Raw genomic sequence first — 25,648 nt, 5'->3', positions numbered from 1 at the left:
GTCGTCATGCCCGGGCTTGTCCCGGGCATCCACGTTCTTTGTACCGCGGGACAGGACGTGGATGGCCGGGACATGCCCGGCCATGACGAGGAGGAAGCAGCAACTGCCTCACACCCCCGCCATCATCACGTATTTGATCTCGACATATTCTTCCATGCCGTGACGCGAGCCTTCGCGCCCCAGGCCGCTTTCCTTGACGCCGCCGAAGGGCGCGACTTCCGTCGTGATCAGGCCGGTGTTGACGCCGACCATGCCGGATTCCAGCGCTTCGGCGACGCGCCAGACGCGGCCGATATCGCGGGAGTAGAAGTAGGACGCGAGGCCAAACGGCGAGGCGTTGCACATCGCGATCACGTCGGCCTCGTCCTTGAAGCGGATCACCGGCGCGAGCGGGCCGAAGGTTTCCTCCTGCGCCACCAACGAGTCCGCCTTGACGTCGGCAAGCACGGTCGGCTCGAAGAAGGAACGTCCAAGCTCGCTGCGCTTGCCGCCGGTCACGACCTTGGCGCCGCGCTTGACGGCATCGGCAATGTGACGCTCGACCTTGTCGATCGCCTTCATGTTGATCAGCGGCCCTTGCGTCACGCCGCTCTCGGTGCCGTCGCCGATCTTCATCGCCACGACCTTCGCCGACAACTTCTTGACGAACTCGTCATAGATCTTGTCCTGGGCGTAGATGCGATTGGCGCAGACGCAGGTCTGGCCCATGTTGCGGTATTTCGAGACGATCGCGCCTTCGACCGCCGCGTCGATGTCGGCGTCGTCGAACACCACGAACGGCGCGTTGCCGCCGAGCTCGAGCCCGAGCCGCTTCACGCCGACGGAAGCCTGCTGGTAGAGGATCTTGCCGACCGCGGTCGAGCCGGTGAAACCGACGAAGCGCACGGCCGGATGCTCGCACAGCACCTTGCCGATCGGCGGCGCGTCACCGGTGATGATGTTGAGCACGCCCTTGGGGATGCCGGCCTTCTCGGCGAGCACGGCCAGCGCCAGGGCCGAGAGTGGCGTCTCGTTGGCGGGCTTGAGCACCACGGTGCAGCCCGCGGCCAGCGCCGGCGACACCTTTCGGGTGATCATGGAGTTCGGGAAGTTCCATGGCGTGATCGCGCCGCAGACGCCGATCGGCTGCTTGATCGCGAGCAGCCGTGCATCGGGCCGTTGCGTCGGGATGGTCTCGCCATAGACGCGGCGGGCTTCCTCTGCGAAGAACTCGATATAGGCGGCGCCGATATCGACCTCGCCGAGCGCTTCTGAAAGCGGCTTGCCCTGCTCGGAGGTGAGGATCAGCGCGAGGTCCTCGCGGTTGGCGGTGATCAGCTCGAACCATTTGCGCAAAATATTGGAGCGCTGCTTGGCGGTGTGCTTGGCCCAGGCCGGGAAGGCGCGCTGAGCGGCTTCAACCGCCTTGGTGGTGTCGTCCGCGCCGAGCTGCGGGACTTTCGCGATCTCGACGCCGGTCGCCGGATTGTTCACGGCAAAGCCCGGCGTGCCGACCCAGGCGCCATCGATGTAGCAGGCCTCCTTCAGGAGCGAAGGGTCCTTCAACCGGTCACGCAGGGTGGCGGTGGCGTGCTGGGCGCGTGCTGCGGCGGGCGGCGTCATGGCGTTACTCCTCGAACGATCATTTGGGGGCGATCGGATCGGCCGGAATATAGGGACAGACGGCGCGCAATGCACCGTCCCGCAACGCACATCTGCCGGGAGCTAAACTCGGAGCGGGAAGGTTACGCCGCGCCGCTCATATAGGTCTCGCGCCGGCCGATCATGCGCTCGGCGGCGGCCTTGGCGCCGGCTTTCGAGGAGGTCGCACAGGTGCGATATTCGAGATCGGGCGCATCGGAGGTGTCGCGGCGGCCGAACCAGGATTTAGAGCCGACCGGCAGCAGGGCCAGCGCCTGCGCCAGATTGTCGACCGCGCCGAAGGAATAGAGCGCACCGGTGCCGGCGGTGCGGACCTCGTAGATGCCGGGCGAAATCGGAGCTTCGAGATTGTCGCCCCGTCCGGGACGGGGATAACGCTTCCATTCGCTCCAGGTCGAAATCATCTCGGGTCCTCTCGCGGCCGGTAGACAGCCGCCAAATTTGCATCAAGTCTTAACGTCAGCTGCCGATCGGGCCTTAAGCTGAGCGCCGCAACGCACAAAATGTTTCAAGTGCTCCAAACGTTCGAAACATATCGCCTGAGCCTATCCATGGTCACGGCGAAGTGCGGCCTTCCACCGCAGATTGTGAAGAAGTGTTGCAGATCAGTCGTCCCGCGCCGGGCCGGGACCGTCAAGTCACGACATCGCGACCGCAAGGTGGTTATGGCCACGCTTGCCGCGCAGCGGATGCGGGAGGACAATCGATCGCTTCCAACAATAATCAAACCGGAGGAAACGCGCATGCAAGGCAAAGCTGAGATCGACGGGATTCTGAGCAAGACAAGCGACGCCAAGGAAATCCCCGGCGTTGTCGCGATCGCCGCAAGCGGTACTGAGGTCCTGTATCAGGGCGCGTTCGGCAAGCGCGATCTGTCCAAGCCCGATGCGATGACCGCGGACAGCGTGTTCTGGATCGCCTCGATGACGAAGGCGGTGACGAGTGCCGGCGCGATGCAGCTGGTCGAGCAGGGCAAGCTCTCGCTCGATGCGCCGATCGGATCGCTGCTGCCAGATCTCGCGCAGCCGCAGGTGCTGGAAGGCTTTGATGCCAAGGGCGAGCCAAAACTGCGGCCGGCGAAGAGCGCCATCACGCTGCGCCAGCTGATGACCCACACCGCCGGCTTCGCCTACAACATGTGGAACGGCGATCTCGCGGTCTATCTCGAGAAGACCGGCATCCCCGCCATCACCACCTGCCAGAATGCCGCGCTGAAGACGCCTGTTATGACCGATCCCGGCACGCGGTGGGAATACGGCACCAATATCGATTTCGCCGGCAAAGCCGTGGAAGCCGTCACCGGCAAGCGTCTCGATGCGTATCTGCGCGACAATCTGTTCGCACCACTCGGCATGTCCGACACCGGCTTCAAGATCACCGACGACATGCGCAAGCGCCTGGTCGGCATGCATGCCCGCGGCGAGGACGGCCAGCTCGCCGCGATCCCGTTCGAGCTCGAGCAAGAGCCGGAATTCCACATGGGTGGCGGCGGGCTCTATTCGACCGCGGGTGATTACATCAAGTTCACCCAGATGATCCTGAACAAGGGCCGCGGCAACGGCAACCAGGTGCTGAAGGCCGAGACGATCGCCATGATGGGGCAGAACCAGATGGGCGATCTCAACATGACCAAGATGACCACGGCGGCGCCGATCTACACCAATGACGTCGATCTCTATCCGGACCAGGTGAAGAAATGGGGCCTCAGCTTCATGATCAACACCGCCAAGACCGTAGAGGGCCGCAGCGCAGGCAGCCTCGCCTGGGCTGGCCTCGCCAACACCTACTATTGGATCGACCCCGCGCGCGACGTCACGGGCGTGATCCTGATGCAGCTGCTGCCGTTTGCGGACGCAAAATGCCTGCAGGCGTTCGCGGGATTCGAACGTGGCGTCTATGCCGGGCTCGATGCGGGGAGCGGACAGAAGGCGGCCTGAGGGGCTGAGAACTCTCACCAAACGTCATGGCCGGGCTCGTCCCGGCCATCCACGCCTTGCCTTGCTGCACGGAGAACGTGGATGCCCGGGACAAGCCCGGGCATGACGACTGAGAAAGATCACGCCGACCATCTTTGACGAGAGGATTTCGATTTGGCGGATAAAAGTGACAGTTACGTTTGCGGCATTTCGGATACGCCGCTGCTCGGCGACACCATCGGGCGCAGTCTCGACCACGCCGTGCGGCGCTGGGGCACGCGCGAGGCGCTGGTCTCGCCCAGCCACGGCGTGCGATGGACCTGGATTGAATTCGCCGAACGCGTCGACGCGCTCGCCGCGGGCTTTCTCGCGCTCGGCCTCGAGCGCGGTGAGCGGATCGGCATCTGGTCGCTGAACCGTCCGGAATGGACACTGACCCAGTTCGCCGCCGCCAAGGCCGGCCTGATCCTGGTCACGATCAATCCGGCCTACCGGCTCAGCGAGCTGGAGTTCGCGTTGAAGAAAGTCGGCTGCGCAGCGATCGTCACCGCGACGGCATTCAAGACCAGCCAATACATCGAGATGCTCAACACGCTGCTGCCGGAGCTGGCGAGCGCCAAGCCAGGACAGCTGCGGGCGGCACGGCTGCCAGCCTTACGGATGGTGATCCAGATCGGCGGGCCGTCAGCACCCGGCACGATCCCCTTCGAGGACGTCGCGCGCATGGGTGGCGCCGGGCATCGCGAGCAGCTTGCCGCGCTCGGCGCGGCGCTTCAGTTCGACGATCCCGTCAACATCCAGTTCACCAGCGGCACCACGGGATCGCCCAAGGGCGTGACGCTGACTCACCACAACATCCTCAACAACGGCTATTTCACCGGCCGCGCGATGCGCCTGACCGAGCAGGACCGCATCTGCATTCCCGTGCCGCTCTACCATTGCTTCGGAATGGTGATGGGCAACCTCGCATCCGTCACGCTCGGCACGACCATGGTCTATCCCGGCGAGGGCTTTGATCCGCTGGCGACGCTGCGCGCGGTCGAGCAGGAGAAGTGCACCGCGCTTTACGGCGTGCCGACCATGTTCATCGCGGAGCTCGACCATCCCGAATTCGCGAGGTTCAACCTGAAATCACTCCGCACCGGCATCATGGCCGGCGCGCCCTGCCCGATCGAGGTGATGAAGCGCGTCAACACCGAGATGAACATGCGCGAGGTCACGATCGCCTATGGCATGACCGAGACCAGCCCCGTCAGCTTCCAGAGCGCAACAGACGACCCGCTCGAGCGGCGCGTCTCCACCGTCGGGCGGATTCATCCGCATGTCGAAGTGAAGGTCGTCGATCTCGAAGGCCGGATCGTCAAGCGCGGCGAACGCGGCGAGCTCTGCACCCGCGGCTACAGCGTCATGCTGGGCTATTGGGAGGAGAAGGAAAAGACCGGCGATGTGCTCGACGCCAACGGCTGGATGCACACCGGCGATCTCGCCACCATCGACGACGAGGGCTATTGCAACATCGTCGGCCGCATCAAGGATCTGGTGATCCGCGGCGGCGAGAACCTCTATCCGCGCGAGATCGAGGAGTTTTTGTACCGTCACCCGAAGATCCAGGACGTGCAGATTTTCGGCGTGGCCGACACCCGTTATGGCGAGGAGCTCTGCGCCTGGATCCGTGTCCGGTCCGGCGAGACACTGACGGCAGAGGAGGTCCGCGCTTTCTGCGATGGCCAGATCGCCCACAACAAGATCCCGCGCTATGTGGAGTTCGTCGACGAATTTCCGATGACCGTGACCGGAAAGATCCAGAAATTCGTGATGCGCGAGGCGGTCGAGCAGCGGCTGGGGCTGAAGGCGGCGAAGACGGCGTGATGCGGTGAGTGCTCTCACCACACCAACACTGTCATTCCCCGCGAAAGCGGGGAATCCAGTACGCCGTGGTTTCTCCGTATTCCACTAGCGTCTCTGGAATACTGGGTCGCCCGGTCGAGCCGTGCGACGACAGCGGAGAGTGAGGCTCGCAATGACGGAGAGAGAGACGACGACTAAACCGTCAGCCCGCGCTGCTGCGCCAGCTCCTTCAGCGACACCTGCGGACGGGCGCCGATGTGCTGGATCACTTCGGCGGCGGCAAGCGCACCGAGCTCGCCGCACTGCTTGTGCGACAGATCGCGCGAGAGGCCGTACAGGAAGCCGGCCGCGAACAGATCGCCGGCGCCGGTGGTATCGACCAGCTGCTTGATCGGCGAGGCTGGAGCTGCGACGGCGTCGGTCGGCGTCACCACCACGCAGCCCTTCTCGCTGCGGGTGACTACGCCGAGCTTGACGTCGTTGCGCAGCTGCTTGAGCGCGGTGTCGAAGTCGGAGGTCTCGTAGAGCGAGCGTAGCTCGGATTCGTTGGCGAACACGATATCGGCAGTGCCGTTGCGCATCAGCCCCAGAAACTCGTCGCGGTAGCGGCCGACGCAGAAGGAGTCCGACAGCGTCAGCGCCACCTTGCGGCCGGCCTCGTGGGCGATTTTGGCGGCCTTGACGAAGGCTTCCTTGGCCCCCGGCGGATCCCAGAGATAGCCTTCGAGATAGACGATCTTGGCGGCCGCGATCTCGGCCGGATCGATATCGGCCGGCGACAAATCCTGCGCCGCGCCGAGATAGGTGTTCATGGTGCGCTCGCCGTCGCCGGTCACCAGGATGTAGGAGCAGCCGGTCGCAGGACCGTCCTTCGCGGCCGGCGTGTTGAAGCCGACGCCGGCGGCGCGGATGTCGTGGACATAGAGCTTGCCGATCTGGTCGTCCTTGACCTTGCCGACGTAAGCGGCACGCGCGCCCAGGCTGCCGATGCCGACGATGGTGTTGGCGGCCGACCCGCCGGAGACTTCCGTCGCCGGGCCCATGTCGGCATAGATCGCGGCCGCCCGCGCCTCGTCGATCAGTGACATGCTGCCCTTGGTCATGCCGTGCTTGGCCAAAAAGGCTTCATCGGTCCGGACCAGCACGTCGAACAGCGCGTTGCCGATGCCGAGAACGTCATATTTCACGTCAGCCATTCACCTTGATCCTGTTTGCCGGATTGCGATACCTGCGGAAATCCGCTTCCTGTCGGCCTGAAATCCGGCTCGCGGCCTATCACGACCGGACCCGCACGGGCAAGCAACGGTATTATAACGACCGATGATCCGCTCCTTCCTGACCGTCTCGACGGGAACACTGGCCTCGCGGCTGCTGGGCTTTGCCCGCGATTCCCTGATCGCGGCGCTGCTCGGCACCGGCGCCGTGGCGGATGCGTTTCTGGCCGCCTTCCAGCTCGTCAACGTGGTGCGGCGCCTGCTCAGCGAAGGGGCACTCAATGCAGCCCTGATCCCGGCCTGGCTGCGCGTCCGTGACCGCGATGGCGAAGAGGCCGCCTCCGCGTTTGCGGGACGCGTGCTCGGCGCGGTCAGCGCGGCCCTGATCGTGATCTCCATCGTGATCGCGCTGCTGATGCCGCTGATCATCACGATCATCGCGCCGGGATTCGTCGGCAGCCACAGGCTCGATCTCGCCGTGCAGTACGCGCGGCTGATGCTGCCTTATCTCGCCTTTGCCGGCCCGGTCACGGTGCTGATGGGGCTGCTGAACGCGCAAGGGAGATTTGCGCTCACGGCGTTCTCGCCGCTGCTGTTCAACATCGCACTGATCGTGACAATCGCCGCGCTGCTGCTGGGGCACGCCGATGCGTCGCTCGCCGCGTGGATGCTGGCGGCAACCGTCGGCATTGCCGGCCTGCTGCAGCTCCTGATGCTGCTGTCGCAACGAAGCGCGCATCTCGCGACACCGTTGCGCGCAAGCTTCGACAAGGAGATGCGCGGCTTCTTTGCCAAGGCGATCCCCGGCATGATCGCAAGCTCCGGGCCGCAATGGCTGATGGTGGCCGGCGCGATCATCGCCTCGGCGACGCCGTCGGCCGTGTCCTGGCTCTATTTCGCCAACCGCCTGATCGAGCTGCCGCTCGGCATTGTCGGCGTCGCCATGGGCACGGTGCTGGTGCCAGAGCTGACGCGGGCGGTGGGGAGCGGCGATCGCGACGCGGTCGCGCATGCGGAATCGCGCGCACTGGAGCTCGCGACCGGGCTCGCGCTGCCCGCCACGCTCGGCCTCGCCGTGTTGGCCGAACCGATCGTGCGGCTGTTGTTCGAGCACGGCGCGTTCGGCACGGAGGACAGCGCGGCCACCGCTCGCGCGTTGATGTGGTTGGCGCTCGGGCTGCCGGCGCATGTGCTGATCAAGGCGCTGTCACCGGCCTTCTTTGCTCGCGGCGACACGATGACGCCGCTGCTCGCCACGGCCAAAGGCTTTGTGGTTGCGGTCTTGCTCGCCGTCCTGCTCGGCCATTTCTTCGGCGCGAGCGGGATCGCTGCAAGCATCGCGGCGGGCGCCTGGAGCAGCGCATTCTCGCTGCTCCGCAACGGCACCAGCGAATTCGGCTTCTCGGTCGACGCTGCCGGCCGCAAGCGGCTGCCGCGGATCGTGCTTGCGGCCGCCGCCATGGGCGCCCTGCTCTGGCTGACGACGGGGCTGATGCCGGTGGAGGCCCACGGCCTGATCCGCTTCATTGTGCTGGGCTTGCAGATCGGCGCCGGAATTGCCGTCTACGGCCTGCTCCTGCAAATCCTCGGCGCGGCGTCCTGGCGCGAGGCGGTCAACGCCCTGAAGCGGCCCGCCTAGCCAGCCCCTGGCGGGCAAAGCCATCGAATTACCCTTGACGGGGCAGCCCCGCTGTTGGAAACGACGGCCCGAATACCTCCAGGAACTCTTGCCATGCCATTCGTTGAACGGGTCTTTTCGGGCGTCCAGCCGACAGGCAATCTGCACCTCGGCAATTACCTCGGCGCGATCGTCAACTTCGTGAAGATGCAGGAAACCCACAACTGCATCTATTGCGTCGTCGACATGCACGCGATCACGCAAGGCCTGGACGTCTGGGGCGGCCCGGCCGAGCTCGCACGCAACACCCGCGAGGTGACCGCGGCGTTCATCGCCAGCGGCATCGACCCGACGAAGCACATCGTATTCAACCAGAGCCAGGTCTCCGGCCACGCCGAGCTCGCCTGGATCTTCAACTGCGTCGCGCGCATGGGCTGGCTCGGCCGCATGACCCAGTTCAAGGAGAAGGCCGGCAAGGACCGCGAGAACGCCTCGGTCGGGCTGTTCGACTATCCCGTGCTGATGGCCGCCGACATTCTGCTGTACCGCGCCACCCACGTTCCGGTCGGTGAGGACCAGAAGCAGCATCTCGAGCTCTCGCGCGACATCGCCCAGAAGTTCAACAACGACTTCGGCGATTCCATTCGCAGCCACGGCGGCAATGACGGCCTGTTCTTCCCGCTGCCGGAACCCCTGATCACGGGCCCGGCGACGCGCGTGATGAGCTTGCGCGACGGCACCAAGAAGATGTCGAAGTCGGATGCATCGGACAATTCGCGCATCAATCTGACCGACGACGCCGACACCATCGCGCAGAAGATCCGCAAGGCGAAGACCGATCCGGAGCCCTTGCCGAGCGAAGAGAAGGGCCTGGAAGCACGTCCCGAGGCCGACAATCTCGTCGGCATTTTCGCCGCGCTCTCCGGCCGTCCCAAGGCCAGCGTGCTCGGCGAGTTCGGCGGCGGCCAGTTCTCCAGCTTCAAGAACGCGCTGGCGGAGCTGTGCGTAACGAAGCTCGCGCCGATCGCCGGCGAAATGAAGCGCCTGGTCGCCGACCCCAGCCATATCGAGACCATCCTGAACGATGGTTCCGATCGGGCCCGTGCCCTCGCCGAGGAGACCATGAACCTCTCCAAGGACATCGTCGGCTTCGTCCGCCGCCGCTGAAGATTGCGGTTGCTAGCTTGGGCCTGCGCCATGGCGCGGGCCGCTTCGCCTCTCCCCAAGCGGGAGCGAGTGTGGCAGCATGCCCGCCTGTGCACATTCCGGGATAGGCATGACCAGCAAGCGACTTTGCTTCGAGCCGGGTCACAAGCCCAAATGTCTCGTCATCGTCGACGACACCGCCGAATGGGATCGCGCGGTCTATTACGCCAGCCGCTGGGCGATCCGCGCCGGCGGCGGCGTGGTGATGCTGCGCATCATCGAGATCGAGGACCAGAGCCAGCAATGGCTGGGCGTCGCCGACATCATGCGCGCCGAGGCGCATGAAGCGGCGGAGGCCGCGCTCGACCGCGCCGCCGGCCGCGCCAACGGCATCGCCGCGATCACGCCGGAACGGCTCATCCGCGAGGGCGCCGCGATGGAGCAGCTGCTCGCGGTGATCGACGAAGACCCTGATATCGCCATGCTCGTCCTCGCCGCCAGCCCGGGCGCGGAAGGGCCGGGACCGTGGGTGGCGCTGCTCACCCATGTGCTCGGCACGTTCCCGGTGCCGGTGACCGTCATTTCCGGCGCGCTGAGCGACCGAAGCGTGGATTCGCTGTCCTAGCCTTCCGAGGAGGTTCAGCGAACGCCATAACCCGCTGAAATGACAGCGAAACGATCCTCCCCACCCCCTTGACCGTGCGTTTGCCGTCGCCATCTGCTACTGGATAGAGCACGCGCCGGCCTTGAACCGGCGACGTCCGGAGAAAACCATGTTCATTCAGACCGAAGCCACCCCCAATCCCGCCACGCTCAAATTCATTCCCGGCCGCGTCGTGGTCGACGGCGGCCCGATGGAATTTTCGAGCCGCGAAACCGCTGCGCGCTCGCCGCTCGCCGAAAAGCTGTTCGAGGTGCCCGGCGTCACCGGCGTGTTCTATGGATCGGACTTCATCACCGTGACCAAGGCGAACGGTGAATGGCAGCAGCTCAAGCCCGCGATCCTCGGCGCCATCATGGAGCACTACATGTCCGGCGCGCCGCTGCTCGCGGACGGTGCGGCCACCAGCGACGCCGATCTCGACGACGAGGACGAGTTCTTCGACGAGTCCGATGCCGAGACGGTCGACATGATCAAGGATCTGATCGAGACCCGCGTGCGGCCCGCAGTCGCCAATGACGGCGGCGACATCACCTTCCGCGGCTTCAAGGACGGCATCGTCTATCTCAACATGAAGGGCGCCTGCTCCGGCTGCCCGTCATCGACCGCGACGCTTCAGCACGGCATCCAGAATTTGCTGAAGCACTTCGTGCCTGACGTGGTCGAAGTCCGGCCGATGTGAGCGAGGTGCCGTAGGGTGGGCAAAAGCGAAGCGTGCCTACCTTCTTTTCTTGGAGACAAGTTGGTGGGCACGGCGCAAGAGCGCCTTTGCCCACCCTACGAAGTGCGGCAATATCGGGGGACTACGAAGAGTGAATGACGAATGGCGGATAGGCGTCTGGTTCGCTAAACTGCTCCCTATTCGCCACTCGCCATTCGCTTTTTCATGCTGATCCTCGCCATCGATACTGCGCTCGAAGCATGCGCGGCTGCCGTTCTCGACACCGACGCCGGTGAGCTCCTCGCGCAGGAGCAGCTGCTCATGAAGCGCGGCCATGCCGAGGCGCTGATGCCGATGATCGCGCGCGTGATGCAGTCGGCCGATCTCGCTTTCACGGCGCTCGACCGCATCGCGGTCACGGTCGGCCCCGGCAGCTTCACCGGCTTGCGGGTCGGCATTTCGGCAGCACGCGGTCTCGCGCTCGCGGCCAAGCGGCCGGCTGTCGGTCTCACCACCTTGTCGGCCTATGCGGCCGCCATTGTCGGCCAGAGCGGACCTGCGCCGGTGATCTCGGCGATCGATGCGCGGCACGACCACGTCTATTTCCAGATCGTCGCCGGTGACGGCAGTTTGCTGGTCCGGCCGGCCGTCGCTCCCATCGACGAGGCGATCGCGGCCTCGCAATTCGGCGCGCCGCATCTGGTCGGCAATGCCGCGAAAATTCTCGCCGAGCGCTGGCCGAAGGATGCGCCGCAACCTGTTTCGGTCGACGCGCAGCCCGCGCCCGACATCAGCTGGGTCGCCTGGCTCGGCGCTGCGGCAAATCCCGACACCAATCCGGCGCGGCCGTTCTATCTGAAGGCGCCCGATGCAAAGCCGGCGGCCCAGCCGCTGCTCGCGGCTCAAGCCGCAACGTCATGACGAGATGGTTTTCGGAATGGTGGCGCGGCGGCACCGCCGCCGTCGAACCGGCATCAGCGCGCGACGCGGCGCGGCTGGCGCAGCTCCATGGCGCCTCCTTTGCGCAGGGCTGGGGCGAAAGCGAGTTCGAGACCATGCTCAGCGAGCGCAACACGCTCGTCCACCGCTTGCGCCTGGGGCGCCAGACGATCGGCTTTGCAGTGTCGCGGATCGGCGCGGACGAAGCCGAAATCCTCTCGGTCGCGGTCGACCAGTCCCATCGCGGCCGCGGTCTCTCCCGCACGCTGCTGATGACCCATCTCGGTCACCTCGCAGGGCGAGGCGTGCGCACGATCTTTCTGGAGGTCGAGGAGAACAATCAGCCGGCGCGACGGCTCTATGCGCGATGCGGATTCGTGGTGGTCGGGCGCCGCGAACGCTACTATAAGCAGGCCAACGGGGAACAATTGAACGCACTTCTGATGCGACGTGACTTGTCCTAATATCGATGGCAGAAAGCGCCCCGTCAGGCAGATATCACATGACTGGACTTAAACCTTCTTCCGCATCCAAGGCGTCCGGCATCGAGGGGCGCTGTGCCGCCACCGGCATGCGCATGACCGAGCAGCGCCGCGTCATCGCCCGCGTGCTTGCGGAGGCGGTCGATCACCCCGACGTCGAGGAATTGTACCGGCGCTGTGTCGCCGTCGACGACAAGATCTCGATCTCGACCGTCTATCGCACCGTCAAGCTGTTCGAGGATGCCGGCATCATCGAACGCCACGACTTCCGCGAGGGCCGCGCGCGCTATGAGACGATGCGCGACAGCCATCACGACCACCTCATCAATCTGCGCGACGGCAAGGTGATCGAGTTCACCTCCGAAGAGATCGAGAAGCTTCAGGCGGAGATCGCCCGCAAGCTCGGCTACAAGCTGGTCGACCACCGGCTCGAGCTCTATTGCGTTCCGCTCGACGACGACACGCCGACGTCTTGATCTAGTGGCCGTTGACCTCATCATCTTCGATTGCGACGGCGTGCTCGTGGACAGCGAGGCGATCTCCTGTCGCACCCATGCCGACGTGCTGACCCGGCACGGCTATCCGATCACATCGGAGCAGGTGTCCGAGCGCTTCCTTGGCCGCTCGACAAAACAGGCCAATCTCGAGATCGAAACCGAACTCGGCCGCAAGCTGCCAGAGGCCTATCACGGCGATCTGCAGGACGAGCTGTTTCGCGCATTCGAAGCCGACCTCGAAGCGATCCGCGGCATCCACGACGTGCTCGACGTCGTGACGCAACGTGTCTGCGTTGCATCGAGCGGTTCGCATCCGCGCATGCGGGTGAGTCTCGGAAGCACTGGGCTCTATGAACGCCTCGCACCGAACATCTTCTCGTCCTCGCAGGTGACAAACGGCAAGCCCGCACCGGACCTGTTCCTGTTTGCTGCGAAGGAAATGGGCGTCCCGCCCCAGCGCTGTGTCGTGATCGAGGACAGCCTTGCCGGCATCGCCGGCGCGCGCGCGGCCCGGATGAAAGTGTTCGGCTTTTACGGTGGCAGCCATTGCGGGGCCGGCCATGCCGAGACCCTGCGCCAGGCGGGTGCCGACTTGACCTTCTCGGACATGCATCAATTACCTGAGCTGGTCCGCCGGATCGAAGTGGACGCGCTGACGGGCTGATTTCGTCCTCTCGGCGTCATTTCGGGGCAATGCGCCAGCATCGAACCCGGAATCACGTGCCAAAACCTCTGGATTCCGGGTTCGCGACTGCGTCGCGCCCAGGAATGACAGCCGAAAAGCCCCCCAATCGCTGGATTTTCGGCTCTCCAGCCTATATCTGATGGGCGTCCTCCACCTCAATTCCGGGTTCCATGAAGCCGCCGCGCAAGCTGCACATCAAATCATATGGCTGCCAGATGAACGTCTACGATGCCCAGCGCATGGTGGACACGCTGGCTCCGGAAGGATTCGTGGAGACGGCGAATGCCGAGGAGGCCGACCTCGTCATCCTCAACACCTGCCACATCCGCGAGAAGGCTTCTGAAAAGGTCTATTCCGAGCTCGGCCGGCTGCGCGTCGCCAAGGACGAGGCCGCGCGCGAGGGCCGTGCCATGCAGATTGCGGTGGCAGGCTGCGTCGCGCAGGCCGAAGGCGAGGAGATCGTGCGCCGCGCGCCGGCGGTCGACGTCGTGGTCGGTCCGCAGAGCTATCATCATCTGCCCGAGTTGCTGAAGCGGGCCGGGAGCGAAGGCCGCGCGATCGAGACCGAGTTTCCCGCCGCGGACAAATTCGGCTTCCTCGCCCAGCCCAGGCCCGATGCGATCCGCGCGCGCGGCATTTCCGCTTTCGTCACGGTGCAGGAAGGCTGCGACAAGTTCTGCACCTTCTGCGTCGTGCCCTACACACGCGGCGCCGAGGTCTCACGTCCGGTGGCAAAGATCATCGACGACGTGAAGCGCCTTGCCGACAACGGCGTTCGTGAGCTCACGCTGATCGGCCAGAACGTCAACGCCTATCACGGCGACGGGCCTGACGGAAAAAGCTGGGGGCTCGGCCAATTGCTGGAGCGTCTGGCCGGGATTCCCGGCATCGCGCGGCTACGCTACTCGACCAGCCACCCCCGCGACGTCGATGACAGCTTGATTGCGGCCCATCGCGATCTCGATGCGCTGATGCCGTTCGTGCACCTGCCGGTGCAGTCGGGCTCGGACCGAATCCTGGCCGCCATGAACCGGAAACATACCGCCAATGATTATCTTGATGTCATCGACCGTTTCCGGTCGGCGCGCCAAGACATTGCTTTTTCATCAGATTTTATCGTCGGCTTCCCCGGCGAGAGCGAGCAAGATTTTCTCGCGACCCTCGCGCTTGTCACGCAAATCGGCTACGCTGCAGCATATTCGTTCAAATACTCCGCCCGGCCGGGAACGCCGGCCGCGGATATGCAGGAGACGGTGCCCCCCGCCGAGATGGACCAGCGATTGGAGCGGCTCCAGGAATTGATCGACAGCCAGCAATCGGCCTTCAACAAGGCTGCGGTTGGCTCAACAGTCGACGTGCTGTTCGAACGTCCGGCGCGCAAGGACGGCCAGATCGTCGGCCGCACCGCCTTCCTTCAGCCTGCACATGTGATGGCCTCGCCCGACATCATCGGACAAATCCTGCCGGTGCGGATCGACAGCCTCGAGCGCTACAGTTTCCTCGGCGAGCTCGCCACGCAACGCACGCGCGAGCCCGCTTTATCATCCATCGCTACGGGAGCCTGAACCCTTGCCAAAAAGCGCATCGGATTCGTCTGCTATCGCTCCCAGCCGCAAATTTGACCGCGACATGCAAGTTCCGCCCGAGACCCAGGTCGTCATCGACTTCGACGACAACCGCGCCGCATCCGCGCTGGTCGGCCCCTATGGCCAGAACCTGGCGCAGATCGAGCGGAGGCTCGGCGTCGTGGTGGACTCCAAGGGCAATCACATCACGATCGGCGGCACCCGCGACGGCTGCGACGCGGCACGCCGGGTGCTGGAGACGCTCTACGCGCACGCCGTGAAGGGGCAGGATGTCGACCAGGGTGAGGTCGAAGGCGCGATCCGCGCCGTGATCGCCCAGGGCTCCCTGTTCGAGTTCGACGCCAAGTCGGCAAAGTCGGCCTTCGACAGCATCAACTTGCGCAAGCGCCCGGTGCGCGCGCGAACGGCCGCGCAGGACTCCTACATCCGCGCGCTGAAGCGCCATGAGCTTGTGTTCGGCATCGGCCCCGCCGGCACCGGCAAGACCTGGCTCGCGGTCGCGCATGCCGCGCAATTGTTCGAGCGCAAGGAGGTCGACAAGATCATCCTGTCACGTCCGGCGGTCGAAGCCGGCGAGCGGCTCGGCTTCCTGCCCGGCGATCTCCGCGAGAAGGTCGATCCGTATTTGCGCCCGATCTACGACGCGCTCTACGACCTCATGGACGCACGCATCGTCGAGCGCGCGCTGCAGACCGGCGAGATCGAGATCGCGCCGCTCGCCTTCATGCGCGGCCGCACGCTGACCAACGCCGCGATCATCCTGGACGAAGCCCAGAACACGACGTCGATGCAGATGAAGATGTTTCTGACCCGTCTCGGCGAGAACAGCCGCATGATCGTGACCGGCGATCCCTCGCAGATCGATTTGCCGAACGGCCAGACCTCGGGGCTCGCCGAGGCAACCCGTCTGCTGAGCGGCGTCGAAGGCATTGCGCAAGTTCATTTCAAAGCCGAGGACGTGATCCGCCACGAGCTCGTGGCACGAATCGTCTCCGCCTACGAAGGGTTGCCGCAGCGGCCGCCCGCCGGCAACAAATCCTGACGAGACAACAGCGGGACCACACGGGCGCAGATCCAGCGCCTTATCGTTCCGAACAAACCCATGTCACATCCCAACCTTCCCATGACTGAGGTCCTCGTCGTCGCCGATTGCTGGCAGGGCGAGCCTGACGCCGAAACCGTGATCCAGCGCGCCGTCGCGGCTGCCGCCGCATCCGTCGACGAAGATGTCGCCGACGCAGAAGTGGCCGTGATGCTGACCGATGATGCCGGCATCCGCACGCTCAACGGCAACTGGCGCGGCATCGATAAGCCGACCAACGTGCTGTCGTTCCCCGCGCTCCAGCCGGAAGGCGAATGGAAGCCGGGCGATGCGCCGCGCATGCTCGGCGACATCGCGATCGCCTACGAGACCATGCGGCGCGAGGCGGACGAGGAACATAAGCCACTCGATCATCATTTGAGTCATCTCGCCGTGCATGGTTTCCTGCACTTGATCGGCTACGATCACGAGAACGACGGCGACGCGGAAGAAATGGAAGCGCTCGAAACCGAGATTCTGGCTCACCTCGGCATCCCCGATCCCTATGCAGACCGCGCAGGGACGCACTGAGATGCCGGATTCAGAGCCTATTCACGACAATCCGCGCAACACGGCCAACCTGCCGGCCGTGGTCGCGCCCGGCGAGGTCATGCGCCCGACGGCGGACGGCTGGCTGCTGCGTGCCATCCGCACGCTGTTCGGCTGGAAGGCCGGCTCGGTGCGCGACGATCTCCAGGTCGTGCTCGATGCGACGACGCCCGACGACACCGGCTTCTCCGCGGTCGAGCGCACCATGCTGCGCAACATCCTCGGCCTGCACGAGCGCCGCATCGCCGACGTCATGGTGCATCGCGCCGACATCATCGCGGTGAAGCGCGACATCCCGCTCGGCGAATTGATGGACCGCTTCGAGAGCGCGGGCCATTCACGCCTCGTGGTCTACAACGAGACGCTCGACGATCCCGTCGGCATCGTCCACATCCGCGATTTGCTCGCTTTCATGACAGCGCGTGCGCGCGTGCCGCAGGCCACCAAGACCAAGCGCAAGAAGCCGCTGCCGGCCGGGCTCGATTTGCGCGCCGTCGACCTCGCGCTGCCGCTGCACGACGCGCGCATCATCCGCAAGCTGCTCTATGTGCCGCCGTCGATGCGGGCAATCGACCTGCTCGCGCAGATGCAGGCGACGCGCATTCACCTGGCGCTGGTCGTCGACGAATATGGCGGCAGTGACGGGCTGGTTTCGCTCGAGGACATCGTCGAGCAGATCGTCGGCGAAATCGACGACGAGCACGACAGCGACGAGCCGCCGTCGATCGTACGGCTGCCCGACAACGCTTTCATCGCCGATGCCCGCGCCAGCCTCGACGACGTGCGCACCGTGATCGGCGAGGACTTCGTCACCGGCGAGGCCGGCGAGGAGGTGGAGACGCTGGGCGGCTATCTCGTCAGCTTCGTCGGGCGCCTGCCGGTGCGCGGCGAGGTGATCTCGGGCCCCGGCAATTACGAGGTCGAGGTGCTCGATGCCGATCCGCGCCGCGTCAAGCGGCTGCGCATCTCGACGCGGAAGGAACGCCCCGCGCCGCGCACCCAGCGCGAGACCCGCCGCCGCGAGGCCGCGCCGGAGAACGGTCAGCCGCAGTCGGGCGACACGCCGACCCCGCCGCCTGGCGACGGGACCGGCCCGCAGTGAGCGCATTCCAGCGACTTCGGCAAATTGCGCTTGCCATCATCCTGACCTGGGGGTGGAAGCGCGCGCTGCTTGCGATGGCGTGCGGTGCGCTGTCGGTGCTGGCGCTGGCCCCGTTCAACGCCTGGCCGGTGCTGTTCGTCACCTTCCCCGTGATGGTCTGGCTGATCGATGGCGCCGGGGCCGGACGGTATGGCGGCGTCCCCGCCGCAGCGCTGACCGGCTACTGGTTCGGGCTCGGCTATTTCGTGCCCGGTCTCTACTGGATCGGCTACGCCTTCTTCGTCGATGCCGATGTGTTCGCCTGGCTGACGCCGTTCGCCGTGCTGGGCTTGCCGGCCTATCTCTCCATTTTCGCGGCGATCGGTTTCGCGCTGGCCCGCCTGCTCTGGACCAAGGATGCCACCCGGATTCTCGCGCTCGCCGCGAGCCTCACGGTCGGCGAATGGTTGCGCGGGCACGTGCTAACCGGCTTTCCCTGGAACGCATTCGGCTATGCGCTGTCGGAGCCGTTGGCGCTGGCGCAGACGGCCTCGCTGATCGGCCAGTGGGGCATGACGTTCCTCACGGTTGCGATCTTCGCAAGCCCCGCGGTGCTGATCGACCGCACGCGCGACCGCAGCCTGGCCTGGCGCGTGCCGGCCGGGGCCATTGCGCTGCTGGTCGTCATGGGCATCTTCGGCGCCATCCGCATGTCGCTGCATCCGACCACGATGGTTGCGGGTGCCAGGCTGCGCCTGATGCAGCCAAACCTCCAGCAGGACCAAAAATTCAACTACTCCGCCAAGGCGGAGGTGATGAAGAAATATCTCGCGCTGTCGGACCGCGCCTCCGGACCGCAATCAACCGGCGTGAGCGCCGCCACGATCTTGATCTGGCCGGAATCCGCCTTTCCGTTCTTCCTGACCCGCGAAGCCGACGCGATGGCGCAAATCGCCGAACTGCTGCCCAAGGGCACGGTGCTGATCACCGGATCGGTCCGCGCTCCCGATCTGCCGCCGGGCACGCCGATCACGCGGGCCTACAATTCGATCTACGTGATCGACCACGACGGCAGCGTGCTGGCGGTCTACGACAAGCTGCACCTCGTTCCGTTCGGCGAATTTCTTCCCTACCAGGGTTTGATGGAGAAGATCGGCTTCGAGCAACTGACGCGGATGCGCGGCGGCTTCATTCCCGGCACGGTGCGGCACGTGCTGCCGGTGCCGGGCGCACCGCCCGCGCTGCCATTGATCTGCTACGAGGCGATCTTCCCCGGCGAAGTCGGGACGCGCGATGAGCGCCCGGGCTGGATGGTGAACCTTACCAATGACGGCTGGTTCGGCATCTCGACCGGTCCGTACCAGCATCTGGAGCAGGCGCGGATGCGCGCCATCGAGCTCGGACTGCCGCTGGTCCGCTCCGCAAATACCGGCGTATCGGCAGTGATCGATCCGATGGGCCGCACAGTGGCCAGCCTCGGTCTCGGCATCGAAGGCATTTTGGATGCAAGTCTGCCCACCGCAATCCCGCCCACTATCTATGCGAGAGTCGGCGACATCCCCGCAGCCATGCTCGTCGCGCTGGCTGTAATTCTGGCGGTACGGCGACGTGTTGCCAAACGGCACCCGTGATCACACCGTCGCCAGCGGTTTTCGGTCGACGTGGCCGGAAACCTTTGACAACCGTAGTCCCACGGTTGACAGACTGCAGGCGGGCTCCCCATTCTGCACCCGCTGCATAAGACAGCGGTGCATTGCTAAATTTCTCCGCAATGTTTCCCCAATCAGGGTGAAATTTTGGCGTCGCTGTCACCTGAGGCAATACTTCTATTGCGCCGACGGTGGTGTTTGGAGGGCTGAGGAAATGTCGAAAGCGCCCAACCCTGTTGACAAATATGTCGGCAGTCGCGTGCGTATGCGCCGCATCATGTTGGGCATGAGTCAGGAAAAGCTCGGTGAAGCTTTGGGGCTGACTTTCCAGCAGGTTCAGAAGTACGAGAAGGGCACGAACAGGGTCGGCGCAAGCCGAATCCAGCAGATCGCCGAGATTCTGCAGGTGCCGGTGTCGTTCCTTTTCGAGGGCGGACCGAGCGGCGTCGCCGGCCCCGATGGCTTCGCGGAAGGTGCATCGCCCTCTTATGTCTCCGACTTCCTCGCGACCTCGGAAGGGCTCGCGCTGACCAAGGCGTTCACCCGAATCACCGATTCGAAGCTGCGCCGTTCGATCGTCGATCTCGTCGAGCAGATCGCCGCCCGCGAAGGCCCGGACAAGCGCTGACGCGCCAACTCATTCCAGTTTGAGACTGCGCCAAATCTGGCCTATGTCGTCATTTGCGGTTGCGCTTTGCATCGCCTCCGCCGAGATGATGCGATTCGAAGGTACAGATATTTTCATGGCGAGCTCCAATTCGTTCGATTCCCAAACTATTCTCGCTGGTATCCGCCGCTGGGTCGAGATCGAGACGCCGACGGAAGTGCCCGAGCAGGTCAACAAGCTGACCTCGATGGTTGCCGACCACTATCGCGACCTGCCTGTCACGCTCGAACGCGTCGCCGGCGTCGATGGCTACGGCGATCATCTCGTGGTGCGTTCGACCTGGGGCCAGGACCGGCCCGGTATCCTGGTGCTCAGCCATCTCGACACCGTTCATCCCATGGGCTTCATCGAACGTCTGCCTTTCAAGGTCGAGGGCGACAGCGCGTTCGGTCCCGGCATCTACGACATGAAGGGCGGTGCCTACATCGCCTATCATGCCTTTCGCGAGCTTTGCGTTGCGCCCGATCGTCCGCCGCTCGGCATCACCCACCTGTTCACCTCCGACGAGGAGATCGGCAGCCCGACCTCGCGCGGGCTCATCGAGGCGGAAGGGCGCAAGGCCAGATACGTGCTGGTGACGGAGCCGGCGCGCGACGGCGGCAAGATCGTCACCGGACGCAAGGGCGTCGGGCGATTCAAGATTTACATCAAGGGCGTGCCCGCACATGCCGGCTCGCGGCCCGAAGACGGCCGCAGCGCAGTGCGCGAGCTCGCCATCGTCATCCAGACGCTGGAAGGGATGAACGATCTGAAGCGCGGCGTCACCGTCAACGTCGGCGTGGTGCGCGGCGGCACGCGGCCCAACGTCACGCCGGAAGAGGCCTATGCCGAAGTCGATTTGCGCGTGCCCGGTATCAACGATGCGGAGGAGTTCGCCGGCAGGATCCTCGGACTGACATCGAGGACCGACGGCGTGACCGTCACCGTCACCGGCGAGCTCAACCGTCCTCCTTACGAGAAGGGCAACGCGGGCGCGTCGCTGTACGAGCACGCCAAGACGCTGGCCGCAGAGATCGGCTTCGAGCTGATCGACACCCACACCGGCGGCGGCTCCGACGGCAATTTCACTGCGCCGCATACCGGCACGCTTGACGGGCTCGGCGTCGACGGCAAGGGCGCACACACCCATTATGAGCAGCTCTACGTCTCCTCGCTCGAACCGCGCGCGCGGCTGCTCCATCGCCTGTACCAGACACTGCGATGAGCGAGCGCAAATCAGATCCCGATCGTGCGGACGGCGAGCGCGCCTTCTTCGGGCGGCGCAAGGGCCACAAGCTCAGGCAGCACCAGGCCGAGCTGGTCGATCATCTGCTGCCGCATCTTTCGCTCGACATCACGACGCAGAGGCCGGCGAGCGTCGCCGAGATCTTCGGTCCCGCAACCAAAGACGTACGGCTCGAGATCGGCTTCGGCGGCGGCGAGCATCTCGCCGCGGAAGCGCAGAACTTCACGACGACGGGCTTCATCGGCTGCGAGCCCTATGTCAACGGCATGGCAAAGATCCTCGCGCAGATCGAGACCGCCAACATCGCCAACATCCGCCTGTTTGCCGGCGATGCCGCCGAACTGCTGGCCTGGCTGCCGGACGCGTCGCTGTCGCGGATCGATCTGATCCACCCCGATCCCTGGCCGAAGCGGCGACACTGGAAGCGGCGCTTCGTTCAGGACCGGACGATCGTCGCGATGGCGCGCGTGCTGAAGGTAGGCGGTGAATTCCGTTTCGTCTGCGATATCGACGACTACTGCGCCTGGACGCTGTCGCATCTTGCGCGCGCGCCGGATTTTCAGTGGCTTGCGGAACGCGCCGATGATTTTCGTCAGCCCTGGGCCGGCTACACCATGACGCGCTATGGACGAAAAGCCGCGCGCGAAGGGCGCAAGGCGGCGTATTTGCGATTTCGCAAAAGCTAGATCGTTCGCCGGTTGCGCCAGAAATTCACGACGCGCTCGGCGGTCGCTGGCATCAGACGCGTGAAATTTATCCGCGCCTGCTCCAGATCGGCATCGGCCGGCATGCGATGCGGCCCGTACCACATCAGGACCAGCGCGCGCACCGTGGGCCAGCCGAGATTCAGGACACGGCCGAGGATCAGGATCGGATCGTAGCGGTCGCCCGCAATCAGGCGATCGAGCATCGTAAGCCTGACGCCGGCCATCGCCGAGAGTGTGGCGACCGATTCCTCGTATTTGTTCGCCTTGGCAAAGCCAAGCAGCGCGCTTTCGCCGAGATGGCCGCCGCGATGCAGGCCAAGCACCGTGCGTTGCGCAGCGGAGAAATCGCGCCGCAGGCCGGGCGGCAGCGCGGCTTCCTCGATCGAAGCCATGGCGCGCTTGATCTCGACCTGGCGCGTCGGATTGACCACGCTGGAGAGGCGACGGCGAATGACATCGAGCGTGCCGTCCAGGAGCTCTTTGAGGTGCTCGCCGGAGAGATCTTCGCGCTGGCCGATCTTGAGCGTCAGCACGCCATCCTGGCGCGCGCGCTTGATCAGCTCCGAATATCCACCCGACGAAAAGATCGCACCGGCGTTACCGGCGGCACGACGCACGACGTCGCGATCGCCGCGCTCGACCAGCACGTCGGTGATCTCAGGCGACAGGGTCGGCCGTTCCGTCATCGCCAGCAGATGGCCCTGGCCCTTCAGTCGCGCGATCTCGACGAGCGCGGCTTCATCGAGCACAGGCGAACGGCGCAGTACCGGGCCCGCCACCAGGATTTCGTTTTCACGCGCGAGCTGGCCGACCAGATGAGGCGGCGCATTATCAAGCAGCGAGAAGCGCTCGGCGAGATCGACGCGCGAGGCAAGCTCGGCGTGCGGGACGAGATCGATCAGGAGATTGTCGAAGAGATCGACGAGCTCGGGACGGAGTTTTGACGCGTCCTGAAAGAACAGTGCGGCGATGGCGCTCGCGATCTCGCCACGACGCCGGGGATCACCGCGTTTGACGATATCGTCCAGTCCGGGAATGAGCGACGTGGCAACGGTCATGGAACGCAACTCGAATCTGGCACGCCGTGGGCGCGCCATAGGCTCAAGCCGCCCCACAACCGGGAAATTTAGGCCCGCTTCATGAAGGAAGCGTTGCCCGCGGGGGCCTGCCGGGGCGCAAAAAGCCCGCATCCCGCTGCGATGGGCCTTGTCCGGGCGGGCGGAAAGGGCTATATCAGCGCCAATTCATCTTCTCATACGATCCGCGTAGTGAGAGTGGGCCCGAAAGGACCCGCTCTTTTTTATTACCTGAACGCGGCTTGGCGGAAGATGCCGGCCCGACGGAGTGTCGGGAAAGTTCCGAAGCGGGCTTTGACGTTTTAACCAAGCCTTAACCATCGAGACTATCGAGCGCCTTGACCCCTGATATGACCGAACCGAACACTGGTTCCAACGAGGCCGAGTTGCTGGCCGAGCCGAGGCTCGTGGTCGAGCCGGGCGCGGCGGCGCGGGTGTCTGCGGTCGCAGCGCCGGTGCTCGAAGGCATGGGTTACCGCCTGGTACGGATCCGCATTTCCGGCGAAGCCGGCTGCACCGTGCAGATCATGGCCGAGCGGCCGGACGGCTCGATGCAGCTCGAGGATTGCGAAGCGATCTCGCGGGCATTGTCGCCCGTGCTTGACGTCGCCGACCCCATCGATCGCGCCTATCGGCTGGAAATCTCCTCACCAGGGATCGACCGTCCGCTGGTGCGCCGCTCCGATTTCGAGCGCTATTCCGGCTATCTGGTGAAGATCGAGATGGCGGTCGCCCATGAGGGACGCAAGCGGTTCCGTGGCACGCTCGGTGCCGTCGAAGGCGACCGCGTGCACCTGCGTCGCGACGACGCCAAGCCGAACGAGGATGTCGACGTGCTCCTGACCATGGAGGATATCGGCGAGGCGCGGCTGGTGCTGACCGATGAGCTGATCGCGGAATCCATGCGCCGCGGCAAGGCCGAGGAGCGCAAGATGCGCCGCGATCTCGGCATCGCGCCGCCGCAGGCACCGCACGCAGAGATCAGTGCGAAGACCACCAAGAACACCAAGCCGAAAAAGAAGCCGGCCCCGACCAATACGAAGAAACATCGCCTTGCCGCCGAACGCGCGCGGCGCGGCGAGATCGAGCCTGACGAAGGAGACTAGCCATGGCAGTCAGCGCCAATCGACTTGAATTGCTCCAGATCGCCGACGCCGTCGCCCGCGAGAAATCGATCGATCGCGGCATCGTCATCGCGGCGATGGAGGATGCCATCGCCAAGGCGGCGCGAGCCCGTTACGGCAGCGAGACTGACGTTCACGCCGAGATCGACCCGAAGAAGGGCGAGCTGCGGCTGTCGCGCCATATGCTGGTGGTCGACACGGTCGAAAACCACTCCAACCAGATCTCGCTGGTCGACGCGCAGCGCGCCAACCCCGGCGCCCAGGTCGGCGACACCATCGCCGACACCCTGCCGCCGCTCGAATACGGCCGCATCGCCGCGCAGTCGGCCAAGCAGGTGATCGTGCAGAAGGTGCGCGAGGCCGAGCGCGACCGGCAATACCAGGAATTCAAGGACCGCATCGGCGACATCGTCAACGGCGTCGTCAAGCGCGTCGAATATGGCAGCGTGATCGTCGATCTCGGCCGCGGCGAAGCCATCATCCGCCGCGACGAGATGCTGCCGCGCGAAGTGTTCCGCAACGGCGACCGCGTCCGCGCCTATATCTTCGACGTCCGCCGCGAGACCCGCGGTCCGCAGATCTTCCTGTCCCGCACCCATCCGCAGTTCATGGCAAAACTGTTCGCGCAGGAAGTGCCTGAGATCTATGACGGCATCGTCGAGATCAAGGCGGTCGCCCGCGATCCGGGCTCGCGCGCGAAAATCGGCGTGATTTCCCGCGATTCCTCGGTCGATCCGGTCGGCGCCTGCGTTGGTATGCGCGGCTCGCGCGTGCAGGCCGTCGTGAACGAATTGCAGGGCGAGAAGATCGACATCATTCCCTGGTCGCCCGACATCGCGACCTTCGTGGTCAACGCGCTGGCGCCGGCTGAAGTCTCCAAGGTCGTCATCGACGAGGACCGCGAGCGCATCGAGGTCGTGGTGCCCGACACCAACAACCAGCTTTCGCTCGCCATCGGCCGCCGCGGCCAGAATGTCCGCCTTGCCTCGCAGCTCACCGGCTGGGACATCGACATCCTGACCGAGCAGGAGGAATCGGAGCGCCGCCAGGCCGACTTCGAGAACTCCACCCGCGTCTTCATGGAATCGCTCAATGTCGACGAGGTGGTCGGCCAGCTGCTCGCGTCCGAAGGCTTCACCTCGGTCGAGGAGCTCGCGATGGTGGACCTCAAGGAACTTGCCGGGATCGAGGGTTTCGACGAAGAGACCGCGCAGGAGCTCCAGAACCGCGCCCGCGAATATCTCGATCAGCAGGAAGCCGAGATCGAGGCCCGCCGCAAGGAACTCGGCGTCGAGGACGCCGTGAAGGACGTGCCCGGCGTCACCTCGAAGATGCTGGTGAAGTTCGGCGAGAACGACATCAAGTCGGTCGATGACCTCGCCGGCTGCGCCACTGACGATCTGGTCGGCTGGACCGAGCGCAAGGAAGGCGGCGAGCAGACCAAGTTCGCCGGCGCGCTCGACGGCCTCGGCGTCTCCCGCGACGATGCGGAAGCCATGATCATGCAGGCCCGCGTTCAGGCCGGCTGGATCACCGAGTCTGACCTCGCCAAGCCGGCCGAAGAGGCTGAGGCGACCGAAGATCAGCCGGCTTAA

Annotated in this window: 24 protein-coding genes; 20 read left to right on the top strand and 4 right to left on the bottom strand. The window is 65.0% G+C overall.

Annotation, left to right across the window (positions count from 1 at the left end; translation table 11 throughout):
* Positions 1-108: 108 nt before the first annotated feature.
* On the bottom strand, positions 109-1,602 hold the full coding sequence (locus ABID58_RS02045; protein ID WP_354031336.1) for an NAD-dependent succinate-semialdehyde dehydrogenase: 1,494 nt from the start codon (positions 1,600-1,602) through the stop codon (positions 109-111).
* A 122-nt stretch (positions 1,603-1,724) separates the two neighbouring features.
* A complete protein-coding gene (locus ABID58_RS02040) occupies positions 1,725-2,045 on the bottom strand; it encodes a hypothetical protein (protein WP_148750910.1) in 321 nt (106 codons plus the stop codon).
* 339 nt (positions 2,046-2,384) lie between these two features.
* On the opposite strand from ABID58_RS02040, the gene ABID58_RS02035 reads away from it, so the two are divergent.
* Entirely contained in the window at positions 2,385-3,578 is a 1,194-nt protein-coding gene (locus ABID58_RS02035; protein ID WP_354031335.1) for a serine hydrolase domain-containing protein, read from the top strand.
* A gap of 153 nt (positions 3,579-3,731) precedes the next feature.
* The gene (locus ABID58_RS02030) at positions 3,732-5,426 is read left to right on the top strand and encodes an AMP-binding protein (RefSeq protein ID WP_354031334.1); all 1,695 of its coding nucleotides are present in this window, start codon (positions 3,732-3,734) and stop codon (positions 5,424-5,426) included.
* A gap of 173 nt (positions 5,427-5,599) precedes the next feature.
* Here ABID58_RS02030 and ABID58_RS02025 read toward each other — a convergent pair whose 3' ends face one another.
* Positions 5,600-6,601, bottom strand: coding sequence for an adenosine kinase (locus ABID58_RS02025; protein ID WP_354031333.1), 1,002 nt, complete (start codon positions 6,599-6,601; stop codon positions 5,600-5,602).
* A 124-nt stretch (positions 6,602-6,725) separates the two neighbouring features.
* Between ABID58_RS02025 and murJ the strand changes: the two genes are divergently transcribed.
* From murJ to trmB, 16 genes are all read left to right on the top strand, one after another.
* The gene (gene murJ / locus ABID58_RS02020) at positions 6,726-8,258 is read left to right on the top strand and encodes a murein biosynthesis integral membrane protein MurJ (RefSeq protein ID WP_354031332.1); all 1,533 of its coding nucleotides are present in this window, start codon (positions 6,726-6,728) and stop codon (positions 8,256-8,258) included.
* Between the two features lie 93 nt (positions 8,259-8,351).
* On the top strand, positions 8,352-9,404 hold the full coding sequence (gene trpS, locus ABID58_RS02015) for a tryptophan--tRNA ligase (RefSeq protein ID WP_354031331.1): 1,053 nt from the start codon (positions 8,352-8,354) through the stop codon (positions 9,402-9,404).
* A 109-nt stretch (positions 9,405-9,513) separates the two neighbouring features.
* Positions 9,514-10,008, top strand: a complete 495-nt coding sequence (locus ABID58_RS02010) for a universal stress protein (protein ID WP_354031330.1) — start codon at positions 9,514-9,516, stop codon at positions 10,006-10,008.
* Between the two features lie 148 nt (positions 10,009-10,156).
* Entirely contained in the window at positions 10,157-10,726 is a 570-nt protein-coding gene (locus tag ABID58_RS02005) for a NifU family protein (protein WP_354031329.1), read from the top strand.
* A gap of 204 nt (positions 10,727-10,930) precedes the next feature.
* Entirely contained in the window at positions 10,931-11,626 is a 696-nt protein-coding gene (tsaB, locus tag ABID58_RS02000; RefSeq protein WP_354031328.1) for a tRNA (adenosine(37)-N6)-threonylcarbamoyltransferase complex dimerization subunit type 1 TsaB, read from the top strand.
* Positions 11,623-12,108, top strand: coding sequence for a ribosomal protein S18-alanine N-acetyltransferase (gene rimI / locus ABID58_RS01995; protein WP_148750918.1), 486 nt, complete (start codon positions 11,623-11,625; stop codon positions 12,106-12,108). Before tsaB ends, rimI begins: the two co-directional genes overlap by 4 nt.
* 38 nt (positions 12,109-12,146) lie before the next feature.
* Positions 12,147-12,602, top strand: coding sequence for a Fur family transcriptional regulator (locus tag ABID58_RS01990; RefSeq protein ID WP_354031327.1), 456 nt, complete (start codon positions 12,147-12,149; stop codon positions 12,600-12,602).
* 4 nt (positions 12,603-12,606) lie between these two features.
* Positions 12,607-13,287 carry an HAD family hydrolase gene (locus ABID58_RS01985; RefSeq protein WP_354031326.1) on the top strand — a complete coding sequence of 227 codons (681 nt, stop codon included), beginning with the start codon at positions 12,607-12,609 and terminating at the stop codon, positions 13,285-13,287.
* A 191-nt stretch (positions 13,288-13,478) separates the two neighbouring features.
* The gene (gene miaB, locus ABID58_RS01980; RefSeq protein WP_354031325.1) at positions 13,479-14,873 is read left to right on the top strand and encodes a tRNA (N6-isopentenyl adenosine(37)-C2)-methylthiotransferase MiaB; all 1,395 of its coding nucleotides are present in this window, start codon (positions 13,479-13,481) and stop codon (positions 14,871-14,873) included.
* Between the two features lie 64 nt (positions 14,874-14,937).
* Positions 14,938-15,936: a PhoH family protein gene (locus ABID58_RS01975; RefSeq protein WP_027531542.1), complete on the top strand. Its 999-nt coding sequence runs from the start codon at positions 14,938-14,940 to the stop codon at positions 15,934-15,936.
* An 81-nt stretch (positions 15,937-16,017) separates the two neighbouring features.
* Positions 16,018-16,506 carry an rRNA maturation RNase YbeY gene (gene ybeY, locus ABID58_RS01970; RefSeq protein ID WP_354031324.1) on the top strand — a complete coding sequence of 163 codons (489 nt, stop codon included), beginning with the start codon at positions 16,018-16,020 and terminating at the stop codon, positions 16,504-16,506.
* Between the two features lies 1 nt (position 16,507).
* Positions 16,508-17,626 (top strand): hemolysin family protein, encoded by a 1,119-nt coding sequence (locus tag ABID58_RS01965; protein ID WP_354031323.1) that lies wholly within the window; start codon positions 16,508-16,510, stop codon positions 17,624-17,626.
* Entirely contained in the window at positions 17,623-19,236 is a 1,614-nt protein-coding gene (lnt, locus tag ABID58_RS01960) for an apolipoprotein N-acyltransferase (RefSeq protein WP_354031322.1), read from the top strand. Before ABID58_RS01965 ends, lnt begins: the two co-directional genes overlap by 4 nt.
* A 232-nt stretch (positions 19,237-19,468) precedes the next feature.
* A complete protein-coding gene (locus ABID58_RS01955; RefSeq protein WP_148750925.1) occupies positions 19,469-19,882 on the top strand; it encodes a helix-turn-helix domain-containing protein in 414 nt (137 codons plus the stop codon).
* Positions 19,883-19,967: 85 nt separating this feature from the next.
* Positions 19,968-21,125: a M20 family metallopeptidase gene (locus ABID58_RS01950; RefSeq protein WP_354031665.1), complete on the top strand. Its 1,158-nt coding sequence runs from the start codon at positions 19,968-19,970 to the stop codon at positions 21,123-21,125.
* The gene (trmB, locus tag ABID58_RS01945) at positions 21,122-21,832 is read left to right on the top strand and encodes a tRNA (guanosine(46)-N7)-methyltransferase TrmB (protein ID WP_354031321.1); all 711 of its coding nucleotides are present in this window, start codon (positions 21,122-21,124) and stop codon (positions 21,830-21,832) included. Before ABID58_RS01950 ends, trmB begins: the two co-directional genes overlap by 4 nt.
* On the opposite strand, the gene ABID58_RS01940 is transcribed toward trmB, so the two are convergent.
* On the bottom strand, positions 21,829-22,911 hold the full coding sequence (locus ABID58_RS01940; protein WP_354031320.1) for a DUF2336 domain-containing protein: 1,083 nt from the start codon (positions 22,909-22,911) through the stop codon (positions 21,829-21,831). The genes trmB and ABID58_RS01940 overlap by 4 nt on opposite strands.
* A gap of 368 nt (positions 22,912-23,279) precedes the next feature.
* On the opposite strand from ABID58_RS01940, the gene rimP reads away from it, so the two are divergent.
* Both rimP and nusA read left to right on the top strand, forming a co-directional pair.
* The gene (rimP, locus tag ABID58_RS01935; protein ID WP_354031319.1) at positions 23,280-24,035 is read left to right on the top strand and encodes a ribosome maturation factor RimP; all 756 of its coding nucleotides are present in this window, start codon (positions 23,280-23,282) and stop codon (positions 24,033-24,035) included.
* 2 nt (positions 24,036-24,037) lie between these two features.
* Positions 24,038-25,648: a transcription termination factor NusA gene (gene nusA, locus ABID58_RS01930; RefSeq protein WP_354031318.1), complete on the top strand. Its 1,611-nt coding sequence runs from the start codon at positions 24,038-24,040 to the stop codon at positions 25,646-25,648.

The sequence above is a fragment of the Bradyrhizobium sp. S3.2.6 genome, assembly GCF_040546885.1.
In the GTDB taxonomy this organism is placed as follows: domain Bacteria; phylum Pseudomonadota; class Alphaproteobacteria; order Rhizobiales; family Xanthobacteraceae; genus Bradyrhizobium; species Bradyrhizobium cytisi.
This window is presented reverse-complemented; position numbering and strand designations above follow the sequence as displayed.